Source organism: Sphingobacterium shayense (genome assembly GCF_013179575.1).
GTDB lineage: Bacteria > Bacteroidota > Bacteroidia > Sphingobacteriales > Sphingobacteriaceae > Sphingobacterium > Sphingobacterium shayense.
Genome location: NZ_JABMCQ010000070.1, coordinates 1 through 19,310, shown reverse-complemented (window position 1 = coordinate 19,310; position 19,310 = coordinate 1). Strand labels below are relative to the sequence as shown.

At 42.9% G+C, this 19,310-nt stretch carries 10 protein-coding genes; 3 read left to right on the top strand and 7 right to left on the bottom strand.

Annotated elements, in window-relative coordinates; all coding sequences use genetic code 11:
• Positions 1 to 20 precede the first annotated feature (20 nt).
• Genes HP439_RS10055 through HP439_RS10040 form a run of 4 tightly spaced genes read right to left on the bottom strand, consistent with a single transcriptional unit; the run spans position 21 to position 7,939 of the window.
• Positions 21 to 1,364 carry a M60 family metallopeptidase gene (locus HP439_RS10055; RefSeq protein ID WP_172390207.1) on the bottom strand — a complete coding sequence of 448 codons (1,344 nt, stop codon included), beginning with the start codon at positions 1,362 to 1,364 and terminating at the stop codon, positions 21 to 23.
• Positions 1,365 to 1,398: 34 nt separating this feature from the next.
• Positions 1,399 to 3,201, bottom strand: a complete 1,803-nt coding sequence (locus HP439_RS10050) for a RagB/SusD family nutrient uptake outer membrane protein (protein ID WP_172390206.1) — start codon at positions 3,199 to 3,201, stop codon at positions 1,399 to 1,401.
• Positions 3,202 to 3,213: 12 nt separating this feature from the next.
• On the bottom strand, positions 3,214 to 6,384 hold the full coding sequence (locus tag HP439_RS10045) for a SusC/RagA family TonB-linked outer membrane protein (RefSeq protein ID WP_172390205.1): 3,171 nt from the start codon (positions 6,382 to 6,384) through the stop codon (positions 3,214 to 3,216).
• Positions 6,385 to 6,421: 37 nt separating this feature from the next.
• The gene (locus tag HP439_RS10040) at positions 6,422 to 7,939 is read right to left on the bottom strand and encodes an alpha-L-fucosidase (RefSeq protein ID WP_172390204.1); all 1,518 of its coding nucleotides are present in this window, start codon (positions 7,937 to 7,939) and stop codon (positions 6,422 to 6,424) included.
• A 533-nt stretch (positions 7,940 to 8,472) separates the two neighbouring features.
• Here HP439_RS10040 and HP439_RS10035 point away from each other — a divergent pair.
• Complete coding sequence (locus HP439_RS10035) at positions 8,473 to 10,569, top strand: glycoside hydrolase family 2 protein (RefSeq protein ID WP_172390203.1); 2,097 nt, start codon at positions 8,473 to 8,475, stop codon at positions 10,567 to 10,569.
• A gap of 196 nt (positions 10,570 to 10,765) precedes the next feature.
• On the opposite strand, the gene HP439_RS10030 is transcribed toward HP439_RS10035, so the two are convergent.
• The 3 genes from HP439_RS10030 to HP439_RS10020 all read right to left on the bottom strand — a co-directional run bounded on the left by HP439_RS10030 (position 10,766) and on the right by HP439_RS10020 (position 16,772).
• On the bottom strand, positions 10,766 to 11,890 hold the full coding sequence (locus HP439_RS10030) for a metallophosphoesterase (RefSeq protein WP_172390202.1): 1,125 nt from the start codon (positions 11,888 to 11,890) through the stop codon (positions 10,766 to 10,768).
• A 72-nt stretch (positions 11,891 to 11,962) separates the two neighbouring features.
• Positions 11,963 to 13,723, bottom strand: a complete 1,761-nt coding sequence (locus tag HP439_RS10025) for a RagB/SusD family nutrient uptake outer membrane protein (protein WP_172390201.1) — start codon at positions 13,721 to 13,723, stop codon at positions 11,963 to 11,965.
• Positions 13,724 to 13,727: 4 nt separating this feature from the next.
• On the bottom strand, positions 13,728 to 16,772 hold the full coding sequence (locus HP439_RS10020) for a SusC/RagA family TonB-linked outer membrane protein (protein WP_172390200.1): 3,045 nt from the start codon (positions 16,770 to 16,772) through the stop codon (positions 13,728 to 13,730).
• Between the two features lie 463 nt (positions 16,773 to 17,235).
• Between HP439_RS10020 and HP439_RS10015 the strand changes: the two genes are divergently transcribed.
• Complete coding sequence (locus HP439_RS10015) at positions 17,236 to 18,507, top strand: MFS transporter (protein WP_172390199.1); 1,272 nt, start codon at positions 17,236 to 17,238, stop codon at positions 18,505 to 18,507.
• 22 nt (positions 18,508 to 18,529) lie between these two features.
• Positions 18,530 to 19,310, top strand: a 781-nt coding sequence (locus HP439_RS10010) for an FAD-dependent oxidoreductase (protein WP_172390198.1), incomplete at its 3' end; no start/stop codon positions are given.

Sequence of the window (19,310 nt, the reverse complement as noted above, 5' to 3'; positions counted from 1 at the left end):
ATCAAGCGAAAAATAGGAGCCTAATCTCTCAAGGCGCTAACATCTTGCTCGGGAGCGTCTAAATTGAGATTCGAAATTTCTGTATACACAGCTTCGTTTACCGTAAATCCCCACTTTCTAAAGAAATCCGATAAATCCTTTTGCGTGATTCTACAAGCAGAGAGCATAAAGTAACTCATCTTTTCTTCGTCAGTTGATAATGTTGGTCGATTTTCTCTGGTTTGTTTACTTAATTTAATAAAAAGGTCATCACCAAATGCAAGTCCTAGTTGATAGAACATTATCAACTTCAAGTCATTATCACCATCATTAAACTGACGTTCGGATATTGGCTTTTGAAAATAGGTGTCGAGTTTTCCCCAAGAATCATTTTCGGTGATCCGGCTGATCGGTAATCCGAAACCGCGTTCTACAGCGAGGGAGTACACGTTGACGGTAGTCTCTGTCATGTCGCCCCATGTCCAAGCCTTTTGCTGGTAAGTATGTCCCACTTCGTGCCATAATCCCCAACCGTTTGTATTCGATAAAAACTTCGGCTGTAACATTCTATAAGAAAGCGATTCTGTATAGAAAATTGCGATACTTGCGGCCATATAACCACCTGAAGCGGAATCTCTAACTGTGATCAGATGCTTGTTATGCGGGATAGCGTGTACACCCTCGGTACCGCTTAGCCCACTAATGTAATTTGAAAATCCGATCACAGAGTCCAGTTTATCAACAATTAACTGCTGATCTTCTTCCTTGTAGAGGAGAGCTTCGTCCATGTTTGCGACTAGAACAGTGTGATCTGAGGTGAAATAGACATCGGGAGCATCATTTTTGAGTGAATCTAGCGTTGCAACCCACTGCTCATGGGTAGTTTTACCTTTCTCGTAATAAGGGACAGGGATGAACCCTTCGCCGAATGAAAGTTCAATCTCACCAGTAGTAGTTTGATCTGCTGAGGTGTAAATGATATAAGCCAGCCCCCCATATTGATCAACTGTGAAAGTTTGTGAACCTTCCTCAAGATCGAAATATTGTCTGATGGGTCTGATGTTGTCTCGGAATGGCGTACCAATAGCTAGGCGAGCCTTAGTGGTACCGGAGTTGTACTTCACATTGATAGTGATTGTACTATTTGGCTCCGTATAGAATCCTGTTACCTGCATATCGTTATGATTTGCCCTCAATTGCATCCGGTCAGCTTCGGCGGAGGCCGACGGTGTAACATGAAACAGTTGCAGGGTATCTGCGATTGCAAGTTCTGTTGTTTCGGGATCCACAGGGGTAAGTCCGCCGTCTCCTCCCTCCCCAATTTCGCAAGACGAAATCGTCCCGCAAAGGCACATAGCCAATAGGTAGATGCTTGTTTTTCTCATTGGATAAAAATTTAAGTTTATATTGTATTAATGATTATTTTGCAGTTTCCCAGCCCGGATTTTGTTCCAAATTCGGATTCAGTACCAGTTCTGTTATAGGGATTGGAAAATGATACATGCGCTCATCAAATGTTCTGTTCTGATTGTTTAATATTTGCGCATACGGTAGAATTAGTCCATCCCCAGAAAGGATAATGTCGGTCCCGACTTTGATGCTTGGATAATCTTTTTGGTTGAATTTCATTCCTTCTACGGGCATCGATAAAAGCTTTAACGCCTTCCACCGAACCAGGTCGTCCCAACGTACATCTTCAAAGGCCATTTCGACTCGGCGTTCTCTTCTAATCTCTCTCAGTACTGGAGTTACCGTGTATCCAACATATGTTGCGTATATCTCATCAAGCCTTGGATCGGTTGGTTCGTTACCTAAGCGTAAAGCTGGCATGGCTACACGTTCGCGAAGAACATTAATTGTTTGGTCAAGTATGGTTTGTGAAATCTGTCCTAGTTCCGCTTTTGCCTCTGCATAGTTTAGAAGGATCTCCGCATATCGTAGTATTGGCGCAGCTTGAAGTCCGTTAGTTGTTCTCGCCCAATCAGCTGGGTTATCATAAAACCATTTTGCGAGTCTGTAGCCAGTTACACATAAGTTTCCGCTCGCTGTATTCGACCCTTTTATCCCAGGCAATGGGTTTGCTGTAGACCCAGCCATTCCAATACCTGGTCGCAGGCTGTATTCTCCTGGTATACTTATAGTTTGTGCAAGGCGTGGGTCCCGATCCTTGAATTCCAGTTCAATGCTGTTCTTGCCGTTGTAAAGTGTACTCGTGCTAATCGATTCCCCATCTTTGCAGAGGTAGTCATCGATCAAACTTCTGGTAGCGCCAGACCCCCCGTTACGGTTATTTTGCGTGAAATATCTACTAAAGGCCGAACCTAAAGTGAGTTCGCTATTGTAGCCCCTCCAGTAAACGATTTCTTTATTGGAAGCGTAGTCTTCTTGTGCAAAAAGGCTGTTGTATACCGTGTTAGGGTCACCAGTTGTAATCTCGTATTTCCCGCTTTGCATAAGTTCTAAGGAAGCTGAGGCAGACAACTCAAGGTATTTCTGCGCATTTTCTCCACCGTGGTATTTTCGATAAGTACCTTCATATAGGCCTATCCTCGATTTCATAAACAGGACCATGTCCTTGTTTATACGTCCGGAATTAGAACTGCCTTCGGGAAGCAACCCATAAGATTTCTCCAACACCATTAGTACAGAATCGATGACATCTTCTCTTTTATTCCGAGGAGCATAGAGCTCTTCGGAATCCGTTTGAAGATCTTTGGTCAACCATGGTACATCGCCGAATAGCTTTACTTTATCAAAGTATTCAAGTGCTTTGAAAAAGTATATTTCACCAAGGTATACATTGTACTCCTCAGGGCTAATCGCCGTTTTCGCGTAATTGTTCAAAAAATAATTGATTTGTCTTAGGTTCTCCCAGTTCCATCCGCCTGAACCGGTCCCGCCGGTAAGATAACTGATATAATCGTTGTTGGTGACTTTGGAATAGCTCGTGGTTACGGCGTTATCGGTTATTATGTCGCCGTAGACAATCTGGGCTTCGTTAATTCCTTTTGGTTGTACATTTCCATCTTGCCAGACAGCGCCAAAACCTGAAAGGTACTTCGGATATAATGTGTTCACGTATAACTCAAAGTCACTCTTGGAGGTCCAAAAAGTAGCCTCCGAGCGATCAGCTTCCGGATACCGGTCTAAAAAGTCATCGTTGCACGCTGATAGGAGCGATAGCGATAAAAGTCCCGAGAATAATAATTTTATAGATTTCATAATAATAGCTCGTTAAAAGTTTGCTTGTATCCCGAAGGCGTAAGACTTCATAATAGGATAGCTTCTATCCAATAGTTCAGGGTCGAATGTTTTAGGGAGTGACTTGAATTCAAGGAGATTAAATGCCGATACACTCAGCTTGATCTGCTTGAACTTGATGTTCTCCGTTACACTTTTTGGTAGAGTATAACCGAGTGAGATGTTTTTAAGGCGAAGATATGCGCCGCTTTCTAAAAAGCGTGTTTGTACTTGCTGGTTCTTCCCTGCGCTATAGTACCCTGGATATTTGGCGCCAGTATTTTGTGGTGTCCAGGAGTCCCTATATACGTCATATGTTCCTGTTGCTCCCGCACCCCAGTATAAGGCATGTCCTATCCAAACATCCCGTTTTCCCACGCCTTGTAAAAACAGATTGAAATCGAATCCTTTATAGCGAAGATTGGTATTTAGACCATACTGGTAACGAGGTGTGCTGTTCCCAATTACTCTTCTGTCTCCTGGGTTGTCCAGTGTATTATTAGCTGTGGTAATCACGCCGTCACCGTCAAGATCCTTATAGCGCACGTCGCCAGGGAACCATTGTTTATTTAATGATTGCTGTGTTTCTGCCGGATTTACGGATTCAATCTCCGCCTGATTTTGGAAAAGGCCATAAGTTTCGTACCCCCAGATTTCTCCGATGGTCGCCCCAGTATATAACTGATCTAGAAGATTACTGCTATTTCCAAGGTAACGGTTGACTGTAGAGGTATAGTCTCCCAATGTTAGTGCTACATCATAGCCAAGCCCATAGCTTGTTTCATTTTTATATTTGGCTATTAGTTCCCATCCTTGAGATTGAAGCTCGCCTGTGTTGCTGACCGGAGCCTCAGCGCCCAGAATTCCTGGGTATGTTGCTCCGTTCGTTAGGATATCCTTCGTAACTCGGCGGTACCAATCGAAGTTTAACTCGAAGTGGTCAAAAAGGGAAAGGTCGGCGCCGAAATTTAGGGTGGTGGCTGTTTCCCAAGTATAGTTTGCATCAACAAGATCCGGCGCTTGAATATAACTTGGTCTGACGCCACCTAAAATATATTGAAGGTTCGCGTTTTGGGATAGGATTGGTAAAAAATCATAATAGCCGACATCCTGGTTCCCGATGCTACCGTAGGATCCGCGGAATTTAAGAAAATTGACGTAAGGGCTCCAGTCTTTTGCGAATTCTTCTTCGGAAACGACCCATCCTGCTGAAAAGGAAGGGAAGAATTTAAAACGCGTGTCTTTGAAAAAACGAGAAGACCCGTCATAACGTCCGTTCGATTGCAACAGGTATTTCCCTTTATAATCGTAAGTGAGTCTATAGAATAATCCACGTACGGACCACTCAGAAGCGCCATCACCCGCAGTTAAGGTTCCCGTTGCCCCATTTATATAATCGACACCCTCTGTTATATCCTTTTTATCTACCCACAGGGACTGGTAGTTGTACCACTCCTGGTTGTATCCTACTAGCCCGGAAAGGTTATGTCCGTCTGCAAATGAGCGGGTGTAATCGGTATAAACATTGATCGTGTATTGGTTGGATCTTCCCCGAAGGTCATATATGCTCGAAGGTGATGTATGTGAGTTTACAGGTTTCCAACTTCCTGGTTCAATCCGGTTTAATATCGGTATAATTCGCTTATTTTGGGTGTTATAGGTTTTGTAGGACAGATCAGCTTTGATGTTCCACCCTTTAAGCGGGGTAAAGGTCGGATTAACCATTAAGAGCATGGTTTCATCGTTATCCCGGTTTCTTGATCCGTAGTCCATAAACGAAAGAATGTTGTCTGTATACATTCTCCCTACTGGAGAGTCGTCGGGTGTAAACAGCGGCATATTCACATTTCTTGATGGTTCATGCGACATCGCTGTCCACCAACCACTTTTACCGCCGGGGCTTACAGGTTCCGTGTATCTTTTGTAAGAGTAATTGTTACGGGTGTCGATCTTAAACCAGTCATTGACTTTGACCGACAAGTTAGCAACCATATTGTATCGGCTGAGCTTATCGGTGTTTATCTTATAAATACCAGCCTGGTTTTGATACCCGATGGAAGTATAGTACGTTATTTTTTCGTTTCCCCCTGAAATGGATAAGTTGTGCTTCTGTAAAGGTGCAGCAGTGGCAAGGGCTTCTTTATAAGGGTTAATATTAGCGATCCACACCGGATTACCCTTTTCGTCGGTATAATAAGGTTTTGTGCCTTGGGGATCTGCCATATGCTCCTTTATTTTTTCGAGCTTTTCCAGTTCCGCAGGGCCAGCTGTCTCGCCCTTAAGCTCGAATCCTTTAATAATAGCATCCTGCAAGTCATAAGCATTCATGATGTCAGGAACAGCTGTCGCCTTGCTCCATTGGAACGAATTACTATAATTGATGCTTGAACGCCCTGCTTTTCCGGATTTAGTGGTGATGAGCACCACACCAAAGGCGGCACGTGCCCCGTAAATAGCACTTGCCGAGGCGTCTTTTAGCGTCGTTATTGACTGGATATCTTCGGGGTTTAGGTTGTTAAAATCCATTTCTATACCATCAACGAGGATTAATGGACTGCCCGAAGTGCCAACGAACTCCCCATCGTCGTTACGAGTAAGCGAAGTGGTTCCACGTACGTTCAAGTTGGTTGATGAATTGGGGCTTCCATTATCGGAACTTACGTTTAAGTTAGGGATAAGCCCTTTTAAAGCTTGGCCAAGATTTGCTACCGGCCGGTTATTGATTTGTTCAGCATTAACCTGCGTGACGGCACCCGTTAAATCTTTTTTACGCTGAGTTCCAAATCCGACAACCACAACTTCTTCTAGGGTGCCTGAAGACTCGGTGAGGGTGATCCGTGCAGCGGCGGATGCTTGTATCTCTGCGGTTTCAAACCCGATGTAGCTGACAACGAGAGTGGCGTTACTCGAGCTTACTTGCAAGCTGAAGTTTCCTGATTGATCCGTTGCAGTCGAGTTTGTTGTACCTTTTTCTTGGACGGTTACACCGATTAGGGGACTGTTCTTGCTATCTACGACCGTTCCAGAGATCGTTTGCTGAATTCCGTTCTTGTTCAATATACTTGTTCTATCAAGAAGATAGGTGTTTGCGAAAGTAGTTTCGCGAACGAAGAGTACAGAAGAGAAGAGCAGCATCGCACTTAAGGTTGAAATTGGCTTCTTCATTGTTTTGAAAATTTATAGTCTCAATTAGTTTCAGTAATTACATTTTTGCATCCATAAGCTTTTCAGCCTTGGCTTTTGGCGCGCCGAGCGAAATTTTTATTACAAATGGCCGCGTACCTTGAAAGTCAGCAGGAATTGTTATATCGTAGTATGTGTTTTTATCTAGGTCTAATCCGATGTCCGCATGTTTTACGTCAAGTTTCTGATTATTTAATAGAAGTGAGGCCTGTGTAGGGACCGCAGTAGCTTTCTTGGAAATCGCAATGCGCGCGGTATTGTTGACTGGTCGATTGAATACCGTGAGATAAAGTATAGAATCCTTCTGTGTATAATACCCTAGCTTGGAAGTAGGGAGCTCGCTATGGTGCGTGCCGTATACGGCTTCGCCATTGACCTTCATCCACTCGCCGATCTCCTTAGCGAGTTTGTCCTCTCCAGGATGCATATTTCCATTACCGTCAGGCCCGAAGTTTAATACAAAATTTCCATCCATCGATACCGAATGCATCAGCATATCTAGAAGATCGTCGGCAGTTTTGATGTAGAGACCACTCCAATCTTTCATGTATCCCCAGCCATTGGGAGGAATCGTCATCACTGCATCCCAATCGTTGCCATTAAGCCATTCGTATTCCCCTGGTAGCTTTCGTTCCCAACCTTGTTCGTAGTCACCTAAAAGATTTCCGTTACTATCGAAATGGCGCTTACCGTATTCGTCATTTCGGAACCGCGATCCAATTATCAGCCCTGGATGTTTCTCTCTCAGCTCCTTTTCCAGTTTATAGGTGAAGTCATAGGCATTAATCCATGAGGGATCCCAAGTGCCGTCAAACCAGAAGCCTTTGATTTTTGGGTATTTTTCCAATAACTCTAATAATTGATTCCTTGTATATTGTAAAAAGCGATCGTATTTTTCTTTTTCCTGATCAGTCTCGGGTTTTTTGCCCATATAGTCTGGATTGTTCCACTCTAATACTGAAAAGTATAGATAGACGTCGATTCCTTGGTCGCTATAGGCGTCTACTACCTCCTTTACGATGTCTTTCTTGTAGGGAGTCTTGGCAATGTCGTACTCAGAATATTTCGTAGGCCAAAGTGCGAAGCCATCATGGTGCTTTGTGGTGAATATCATGTATTTTGCACCCATAGCTTTTGCTTGTGTCGCCCACGCAGCAGCGTTAAAATTTTTAGGATTAAACTGCTTGTATAGATTGTCGTAGGTTTCCTTCCAATTTTCGGGTGCAGTAGGGCCTCCCCAGGAACGAATCCATTCGGATGCTGCGGCGCCTTTACGCGCACTTACTCCTTCCCACTCGTTTCCTGGTATTGCATACAGTCCCCAATGGATAAACTGTCCCAACCCATAGTTTCGAAATGCTTCCATCGCCTCATCAGTTCTATCCTTCGGTGTCAATGGGCCATATTTTATTTCCTTTAATTCCTTTGGTTTGCTCTTAGGGCCGGTCCATTGCGCATGTAATTTACATGGAAGAAGCAGTCCACAAATCATCAGCATCGAAAATAAAAACGCATAATTTCTCAAATGATTTTTCATAAATATTTTATTTGTTGTTAGTGTTGTAAATGTATTACGGCGCTATAATTGGTTAGCAATATAGGAAGTCAAAAGTCAAGAATTTATAACAATCGTTTGCGTAACCAGCGAAAAGGTTTTCGTGAAATTATACAAAGACTTTTTTCCAGTTATAATCGATAATCCTTAAATTCTAAGTGTGTCGGAAATACACTATACGATTAATAGAGTATCAATTTTTCTCTGTATGTGTCATAAGTACACTGGGATAATTCAATAAAAAATTTATTGATTTTCAACAAAGATAGTTTGATGGTGTCAAATTTTACAAGGGCGAGAAGAAACTATTTAAAAAACAGAATCGAACCTATTATTATGTTATATATAACTACGATTTTTTTTATTTAAACTATGAAAATTTTACTTGTTCCTCCGTCATGGTCACTGGAATTCTTCTTACTTAAACGTTTTCGTGATTTGAGCAATCGGTTGTGCGGATCGATGAGCGCTAAATATTTATAACTTGGTCGAAGGAAAACCCGAATAATAAAATTATGAATCTGAAAAAATTATCCTTTCTTATTGTGTGCGGTTTGTCGTTCGGTCAATTGGCATGCGCGCAATCTCGGAACACAATTTCTTTCAATCAAGGATGGCAATATTACAAAGCGAATAATGCTACCTTTTTTACGGACTTTTTGAATGGTCAGCAGTATCAAGAATCTCAAGGGCAATGGACCGCTTTGGAAGTATGGGAAGATATAACTCTGCCGCATACTTACAACAGAGAAGACATGCAGAAAGATCGAAACTTCTTTGAAGGTAAAGCGGTTTATAAGAAGTTGTTTTCCGTCGATCCATCGCATATCGAGAAGAGAACGTTCCTAAAATTTGAGGGAGTTGGTGCTGTAGCCCAACTGTATATCAATAATAATTATATCGGCGAGCACAAAGGAGGTTATTCGATGTTCACTTTCGAAATTACCAATTCCCTTGATTACGGTAAGGAAAATATAGTGACAGTTGTGACCGACAATAAATCGCGGAAGGATGTGATTCCTACCAATCAGTTTCTATTTCCAGTCTATGGAGGAATCTATCGTCCGGTACACCTTATAACAACTAATAAGACAGGTTTTGTTGTCACGGATCAATCTGCGGCAGGGATCTTCATACGACAAAAGAATGTCTCGAAAAAAAGCGCGCAAATCAGTATCGAAGCTAAACTCGAGACAACTGAAAAGCGTACACAAGAAGGAGAGCTTGTTACACAGATTCGCGACTATCAGGGTGAAATTGTAAAAACGCAAAAAACACCCGTTAGCATCTCGCCGCAGGGCGTGACTTATGTTAAGCAACAAATGGATCTTAAAAACCCGCGCTTATGGGATGGTGTTAGAGATCCATATCTGTATTCAGTTACCGCAAAATTATTGGTAGCTGGGAAAGAAATGGATGTTGTAAAGCAGCCGTTGGGCGTACGTTCAGTACAAATAATTGCAGGTGAGGGTGTATTCTTAAATGGTGAAAAGTATCCTATGTACGGCGTTTGTCGTCATCAGGATCGGTGGGGATACGGGTCTGCGTTAAGCTTTGCTCAACACAAAGAAGATTTCCAAATGATGAAGGAGATGGGGGTTACTACAATTCGGTTAGCACACTATCAGCAATCTCCCGAAGTGTATGCTCTTGCCGATACACTTGGATTTTTGACATGGGCAGAGATACCGTTTGTAAATAGAGTTTCTTACTACGAGAACGATAATGCAAAACAGCAGATGTCTGAGCTTGTAAAGCAAAATTTTAATCACCCGTCCATTTATATTTGGGGGGTACATAATGAGGTGTATTCTAAAACTGCTGATGGACAGGTGCCTGTTCTTTCCCGAGAGCTGAACGATGTAGCCAAGACACTAGACCCAGATCGCTATACTGTTTCCGTTACCGGATATAATGTGATTGATCGCCAAGAAAACCTCAACACCGACGTACAAGGAATCAATCACTACTTTGGGTGGTATGGTGGAAAAATTGAAGACCTGAAGCCGTGGGCGGAAAGCGTTGCACGTGAGTTTCCTGAATACAAAGTAATGTTGTCCGAATATGGGGCCGATGGAAACATGGATATAGGACAGGAAGAGCTTTTGGCTCCGAAAAATGTTGTGACGGGAAAATCATTTCCTGAAAATTACCAAACCGAAACACATATCCAGCAATGGGCGGCAATTGAGAAAAGTCCTATTATTGTAGCCTCTTATGTGTGGAATATGTTTGAATTCGCAGTGCCGGCCTGGAATAGAGGGGGGGTAAACGCTCGCAACCTTAAAGGCTTAGTTACTTTTGATCGTAAACGTAAAAAGGATTCTTTTTACTGGTATAAAGCGAACTGGAACGCTAGCCCAATGATCTATATTGCAAACCGCAGGGATGACCAACGAAAGAACGCCGTAACAAAGCTTCAAGTTTTTTCGAACTTGCCAAGTGTCACTGTTACAGTGAATGGAGAGACGTATGTCGCAAAACAAGGAGTAAACGACAAACATTGGGTAGTAGAAAACGTCAAACTGAAATCTGGAGAAAATATCATTAAAGCGTTCGGCAAAACTCGAAGCGAAGAATTAAGCGATGAGATCCACTGGACGTTAAATTAAGGTTTAAAGTTGTTTTAATCGAAAGACTGTAAAGCGTATGTCTTTGGTTATTTTTAACCAAAGACATACGCTTTTGTGCCAACAAAGCTATTCCAAAATGGACTTTGTAGGCATATGTTTTTTTGAATTGTTTAGTATAATAAACAATATTTGATATTTTTGTTTGTCATGATAAACAACATGTTAATCGTTTTTATCAATCAAGTTTCATTTCGTACGCGTTTCGTAAATCTTTCTTCCAGGCAAGGTGTCTGGTTGAGGGAGAAATTGCAAACAGAGGTGAGAAAGTCTTAACTTTTACAGTTTTATTGTCCGGGAAGAATTCTAAAATACGGAGCCAACCATCGCCGCCGTTACCTTGATGCCCGCCGCCTGCGGACTGCATATCGAAGAGCATTTGATGTACCGTTTTGCCGGTATCGTTTTTATCGGTCCGGTAGCCTTCACCAGAGATGTGTCCCGATAATACCATGTCGATATTAGAAGATGGTTTCACAAGTTTTTCCCATATTTGTTTGCCGTTATTTGATTTAGGAAGTGTCCAACGTTCTGATTTTTTGGCGTGCCCATTTTCAATATACGGCTCATAAATGAACCATTTAGGTGTGCCATTCCAATGGATATCTTTCGTTGTTAGATAAGCATGCGTTAGCAATACTATTCGATGGTTTTCATATTGTTTAAGTTTTCCGATTTTGTTTGCCCAGCTGATAACAGTATCTCGAGGGGCGTATTCGATGGTCATAAACAAATAGTCTTTACCGCCATTAATAGATTTAATCTCATAAACCGAGTTTTGTAATGACGGTTGTCCAGATTCGTTTTTACCAGTTTGAACCAACGTCTTTTTGTTTAGCCAATTCTTGTCAATATGGAAAAACTCCGAGAAGCGGGAAGTGCGTTTAAGTTCTCGATCAATGCTGAAGTCATGGTTTCCTAAAGCCGTAATATAGGGTACCTTTCCGTCTAATCGGTTAAATGTTTGCGCAGCAAATTCCCACTGCCGCTGGGCAGACTGATCGCCATTATACGCGGGGTGTATTTGATCATTTAGTTCAACCAGATCGCCAGTGCATAGTACCATCTTAATGTTGAGGGTATCGATATTGTCTTCTATCCAAGCCATCATAAGGTTTAGTATAGGTTGATTGGCATTCCATTTAACATAATTTTGAATATCAGGAAGCAGGATAACCGACCAGGAGTCTTTGTTTTCAAGTGCGGGACGTTGATAGTCTTGTTGTCCAAAACCCGGCGAAACTAATAACAGAAATACAGCTAGAAGGTGTATTCGTTTTCCTATTTTCTTTATGCAATTCATTTGGGATGTTTTAGAACTGCAGAAAGCAACCTTGACATTATACCAAGGGTGCCTTCTACAGCGGATTTTTTATCAGTAACCAGGATTTTGTTTTAGGTTCTTATTCGCGTCGATCTCTTGGCTTGAAATCGGCCAGTATTCATCTTTATTAGTTTTGAATACTACTTCTTGTGTGCCAAAAGATTTGATAGCAATATCATGGTTGTATACTGGGTTGGCATTTTCGTCTACGCGGATAACTGCGGTCGCAGACCAGTCGTTTGCCAGTCTGTTGAGGTATATATATCCATTCATGACATCTTGTGCAATTCCCCAGCGCCTAAGGTCATACCATCGTAGACCATCGTTCGCTAATTCTATTTTACGCTCATAACGAAGTGCTGTGCGAAGCTCTTGTTGCGATAGTCCCTGTGGGATCTCAGGCATCATTGCGCGTTGACGAATCTGGTTGATAGCATCGTATACAGAGCCATCGATACTATTGTCTTCAATTTTTGCCTCTGCATAAATGAGTAATAGTTCTGCATACCGGAATATACCAATGTCAAGATCCGAAAAGCCACTGACGGATGTGGTTTGGAAATCCGTTAAGTCCGTGTGTTTACGCCATAAGTAGCCGCTGAAAGAACGATAGGCGTTGGTCGCATCGGCATTTGTTTGGGCTGTTGGTTCACTTGCGCTGCCATTTATCATCGGCCAGTAGTTGTTCACTTTCGGAAAGGATGAATTAGGTTCGAATTGAAAGCCCATGAATCTAGAATGAGGACGTACTGTGTATAGGTCTAATCGAGGATCGCGGTTCTCAAACGGCTTTTGGGGCTCATATATCGATGATTCTGTGATATAGTTCCCTTCAATATCTTGAAAGGAATCCATTAAATTTTGAGTTGGACCCCAGTAACAGACGCCTTTACCCAGACGAGAGGACATGTAGTAAAGTTGGTTATGCACGTTGTCACTTATACTGCCATTATATTCAGCAATCCATATCCATTCTTTACTTGAAGAGAATCCTTGATGTCCGAAGATGTTTGACACTTCAGGCTCTCCTGCATCGTGGTTCTTATTTGCATATTCTATTGAGCTATCAAATGCGGTTAAACTATGTACGCCGTCTGATAAATCGATTGCTATTTTTGCCGTCTCAGCAGCCAATTTATATTGTTTGCTATAAAGGGCCACCCGAGCTTTTAGCATATAGGCAGCAATTCGCGAAGCGCGTGAGGATTTAATATTGGTTTGAGAAACTGGGAGGTTTTCAGCGATCGCTGTTATTTCGTCGATGATAAACTGCTCTACTTCCTGTTTAGAGGTACGGGCGGGAAGATCCTCGCCTAACTGTAGCGATGTAGTTAGGAGAGGGACGTCGCCGTAGAGTTCGATAAGCTGTGAGTAGCAATACGCGCGGATGAACCGAAGTTCGCCGTCGATCCGCTTGTAATCCGCTTCTGACATAGTCTGTTGTATCTCCGCAAGTTTATCAAGGACATCATGAACACGTCCGATTGTCTTGTAGTGTGCTCCCCAAGGTTTGGTGGCTAGCGCGTTATCCGTTGTTATCGAGCTGGTGATGGGTGAGGTGTAGTTGTTGCCCGGTCGTGCGTACCCGATATCGGTAATGTTGTCCATCACATGCCAGATTGGTGTGCTGGACGCATCAAGCAAAGTAAGGGATTTGTATGCTCCCAATAATCCTAATTCTGCTTCTTGCATATTGGCGGGAAAGGTTTCTGCAGATGGTCCATCAAGAGGTAATCTCTCTAGATCACATGATGAAAGCAGAACGGCACTTAGTGCGCTAATACCTATAATTGATTTTATATTTTTGATCATTGTTTTAGAATTTAAAGTCCAATCCAAAGGTGTATACTTTCACTTGAGGGTAGAAATTACCAGCCCCTAAAGCGACCCCATCCTGTGCACCAGCGTCGTAATTGATCTCTGGATCATAGCCTTCATAAAAATTTGTTTTAGTGAAAAGGTTCTGTCCATTGGCGTAGATGTAAATGCCTGCGATCTTACTGTTTTCTATCCAAGCTTTTGGTAACTCATAGCCTAAGTGAAGGTTTTTTAAACGTAAGTACGATGAGCTTTTCATCCAGAAGTCTGAATTTTGGGTATTGTTGGTAGACGTTACTGATACGCGTGGTAAGGACGCGTCTGGGTTGTTTTCCGTCCAATAGTCTAACTGCCACGGTTTGATCGCCGAAGAATTTGCTGCGGGTATAACATAATGTGAATTCAAGTATCCATCGGCTTTGGCAACTCCCTGTAGAAAGGTGGACAGTCGAAATCCCTTGTAGCCTAAATCAAGGTTGAAACCGTATGTATAGCGTGGGATCGTTGTTCCGATAATTGTTCTGTCGCTGTCGTTTATCATTCCGTCGGGGATTGGGTTTCCATTAGCATCGAACCCGCCTGCAATATCTTTGTACCTGATGTCGCCTGGTTTAATGGTGCCAAATTGTTCTGGACCGTTATCGATTTCTTGCTGGTTTTGATATAGACCGTCCGAAAGATAGCCGTAGATAGAGTTAATCGCGTAGCCTTCCTGTTGACGAAGTAGTGTGCCTGATACCTGTCCTTTCATATCCAGGATTTCATTTTTGACGTCCGATACATTAGCGCCTATTCCTAGTTTAAAATCTCCAAATTGGTTGTCGTAACGGGCTGCAGCCTCCCAGCCACGATTCTCCACTTTTGCCGCGTTTTGAAACGGTGCATTTTTACCATAAAGCTCAGAGACGTATAGTTTCATCAAAATACCGTCCGTTTGTTTCTTGTACCAGTCCAGGGTTAAGCTAAAATGCTTAAATAGAGTGGCATCTAACCCGATTCCTGTCATGGTTGTTTCCTCCCAGAGGAGGGCTGGATTAGCCATCGTGTTGAGCGCTATCATTTGGTTAATCTGATCGCCAATTGAAATACTTCCCAGTTGAAGGGTCTCGGTATAGGGTTGGTAATTAGAGCCGATATTTTGGTTTCCAAGAATCCCCCAAGATCCTCGTATCTTCAATTGGTTAATTTGATGTTCTAGTGGTTTCATAAACGGCTCTTCCGAAATACGCCACCCAGCAGAAAAAGAAGGGAATGCCGCCCAGCGATTCTCTTTACCAAAGCGTGAGCTACCGTCATAGCGAAGGTTTGCTTCAAAAAGATAGCGGCCTTGGTAGTCGTAATTAAAACGGCCAAAAGTAGATACAAGAAGCCACTGGTTTTGATTGCCGGCATTGTTCTTGGTTTCGGTATCTGCCCCAGCATTGAGTACTTCGTAGGTGTCGTACGTGAAATCACGACGGTAGCCCATCAGATATTTTTCGTCATACGTTTCCCTTGATGTACCGACCATTAGGCTCAAGTTGTGGTTGTTAAACGACTTTTGAGCGGTTGTTTGAAAGGAGTAACTTCCGTTAAAATAACGGTACGATTGCTCGGTGAGCTCCGTCGAGGGAAGTGCTGTGCCGGCTTCACTGCCATCCTCATAATAGGTCATCACCGCTTTGGCGAAATCATGAACATTTCGTGTCCGGTAGCGCGGAGCGGCCATTCCCGAGAGGCTAAGCCAGTCTACCGGTTTGTAAGTGATAGATAAGTTTCCTATTAATTCTAAGTTGTTGACTTTTCTGTTTCCTCCGTCTTGGATGAACGCGACCGGATTGTTTTTTACCCAACCTTCGGACCATAGGCCATCGGCCACGCGAATGGGAATATTAGTCGGCATACGCCCCAGATAGTTCCAGATAGTTCCTTCATTGGCAATCTGTAGACGATTGGTGTTCACCGCGCTAATGTCAAACCGTATATTTAGTTTGTCATTCGGATTGATGTCCATGTTGTTCCTAAAAGTATAACGCTCAAAGCCCGTGTTGTCAATTAGCCCATCTTGATCTACGTAGCTCAGTGAAGGCGCTACCCGTACTTTTCCCGCTCCGGCATTAAGAGCGATAAAATGATTTTGCGTAAAACCTGAGCCATTAAGGATGTTTTTTTGCCAATCGAAGTTGTCCGGATTTTCGCTGTATAATTTGTTGAAGTTTTCAAAATCTTGTTCACTGTATATCACCGAGCCATTGTCGTTCATGTTTGCATCGTTAAATACACGCATGAAGGTCGCCCCATCAGTTACTTCGGGAATAAAGGTTGCATCTTGCCAGCCTGTATATCCTTTATAGGTAAGTGCAAATTGATCTTTTCCTCTTTTAGTAGTTACGAGTATCACGCCATTTGCCGCCCTAGAGCCGTAAATAGAGGCAGAAGCAGCATCCTTAAGGATGGAGATCGATTCTATGAGGTTTGCATCTACGTTGTCAAGTGATCCCGCTACTCCGTCTATCATAACCAGTGGCGCAGAGTCAGAGCCGCCAAAGCTGTTCACTCCGCGAATGCGTATTTGTCCTTGATCGGCACCAGGAGCACCTGATTGAGATGTTACGGTTACCCCAGGAGATAAACCTTGAAGCGCGGTGGAGGTAGATATCGCCGGACGGTGCTCCAGATCCTGACTGCTAACGGTGGATACCGCGCCCGTCAAATTGACTTTCTTTTGGGTACCGTATCCGACGACGACAACTTCATCCAAATTTGTTAGATCTTGGGCGAGTGTGATGTTGAATGAGGATTGGTTGCCTACGGTATGCTCTGTTGTCGAAAAGCCAAGGCTTTCAAACGTTAATACGTCATTCGGATCCGCTTGTACCTTAAAGGTTCCGTTGGTCGAAGTTTGTCCTAAGGCATTAAGATGCCCTTTAATTCGGATGGTTACCCCAGAGATGGGGGAGCCATCTTCTTGCTGTACCTTTCCCGAAATGCTCTTTTGTTGTGCCCATAATAAACTAAATGGGACTAACCACAACAACAGAGCGAGTTGTACTTGTTTTTTCATGATGAATAAATGTAGGGTGCTAAAGTAGGTTTACTTTCTAATACTTACTATATCTTTAAATAGATTTAATAATTTGTTAATAAATGTTTCATCTGAGTATTTTGTTGTTTTGTTTAATGGTCTAAATAGCGTCAAAAAAGCCATTTTGTGGTTTATTTTGTTGTTAATTTATTGTTAACAATAAATTATTGTTGTGCTGTTATTTTGGTTTATAGTATTTCGAAAATAAAAAAAAGTTTTTTAAACATGGTGTTTATTCCCATTATTTTTTTCAAATGAAGGTTGAATTCATAAATAATATACTTATATATAGCGCTATAACTCGGTTTTTAAATATATATAGAGGGCTTATTCGTTCGAAAGAAAACCTCGTATAATTTTTTTTTATTTAAAAATGTTTCTAATTGAACGATTATTTTTACATTTGAGTGTAACAAAGGAAAAGCTAACCCTAAAACTGCCTATGTCAAAGTATACATTGTCGATCCCCGCCCGTAGAAGAAGATGGTATATTATTGGTGTTATCTTTCTGGCAATTGTGTTTAATTACTATGATCGTCAAATTGTCTCCATCTTAAAGCCCCTATTAAAGAAAGAGTTTGATTTAGGTGACGACGGGTACGCCTTGGTGTTAAACGTTTTTACCGTGTTTTACGCACTTATGTATCCAGTGTCCGGATGGCTAGTGGATAAATTTGGTGAACGCAGAGTTATGTTAGCTGGTATCATCGGATGGTCGGTAGCTTGTTTAGGGGGCGGGATCTCGAGAAGTTTTGGCTCTTTCCTTTTCTTTAGAGGAATGCTGGGGGCTGCAGAGCCAACCAATTTTCCGGCACAACTAAAAGTGATTACGGTGTGGTTCTCCGGGAAACTCCGTGCCACGGCGAATAGCCTGTGTATTGCCGGAAGCTCCATAGGGGCTATTATTGCGCCTCCGTTAGTCGCGTGGCTGGCGATGCGTTATAACTTTCATACTGTATTCATCGTAGCGGGGGTGGTCGGACTAGTCATTGCGTTATTATGGTTCATAATATACGAACAACCTCCTTTAGAGATTCGCAGAGAATCCCTCGGAGTGGAGCACGGTGCTTCTGAAGAGGATGGTTTTTCTTGGGGGCAACTATGGAAAACAAAGTCCCTATGGGGAATTTTATTGATCCGTTTTGTGAGTGACCCTGTGTGGTATTTTTGCCTTTTCTGGTTGCCAGGATACCTTCAGGAAGAAAGCGGGTTGACCCTGGCGCAGATTGGAATGTTTGGTTGGATACCGTTTTTGGTAGCGGATTTGGGCGCGGTAGCAACCTCCGCGTGGTCGGATAAAATGGTTCGTAAAGGAAAGGAGCCACTGCTGGCTAGAAAAGTGATGCTCAGCAGTATCGCTGTGCTAGCACCTTTATGCTGCCTGACTTCATATGTGAGCAGTGCCTACCTTACGATTTTAATTTTCTCTTTAGTGGCGGTAGCCTGTCTGAGTTGGTTATTCACCGTAAGTGTCGTTATCGCTGAGGCTTTCCCGGAAAAAAATGTTGCCTCGGTACTCGGTATTGCGGGTGGTTTCGGCGCACTGGGAGCCGTGCTATTTAATTATTTCGTCGGCCAGATGATGGGTTCATTAGGAGCCGGCACAATATTTATTGCGATGGCTTTTATGCATCCTGTCGCGGTGTTCATTCTATGGACCATGGTTAAAAAAGAAAAACCGCAGCAGTCAGGACAGCAGTCGATCGTATTATGATGTAAATTAATATTTTATAGATATGCAAGAACTTAAAAGTATCCTGGAGCCTTCAAAGGAGACTCCTGTTAGAATGGAGGTCGATGTTTTAGTGGTCGGCGCAGGGCCTGCCGGCATTATTGCTGCACAGGCCGCCGCTAGCGATGGCCTGAAGGTCGCGATTATCGACAACCGTAGTTTTGTCGGTGGTAATATGACCATAGGTCTGCCTATACTCGGTTTTCTCGGACAAAAGGGCAACCAGATTATTAAAGGACTACCGCAGCAATTTATCGACCGCTTGAAAGAAGTGGATGCAGCTTCCGAGCATCGCCCCTGTCCTTTACATATGAGTTTGACGCTTGTCGAACCCGAGGCTGTTAAAAATATAGGACTTAAAGTGCTCCAAGAGGCAGGAGTGAAAGTATTGTTGTACGTTTTCTGTGCTGGTGTGGTTATGCAGGAAGAGACGCTTAAAGGTGTTATTATTGAGAGTAAATCGGGGAGAGAGGTTATTTTAGCTAAGGCAATTATAGACTGTACAGGTGATGCCGATGTTGCTTTTAGGGCAGGCGTTTCGTGTGAACAAGGAAATGATGACGGCGGCGCCCAGCCACCCACATTGATGTTTTGTATGGGCGGGGTGGATACCGATGAACTGCGTATGTCTATTGCCCAGGAACCGCGAACGTACTTGACGGACTTTATCCCTTCCGAATACTTCGGGCAAAATCACCAGTTTATTGTTGTCGGCTTGCGTAGCGTGATGGAGAAAGCGCGCGCAGCGGGCTACAAACTACCTGTAGAACGTACAATCTTAATTA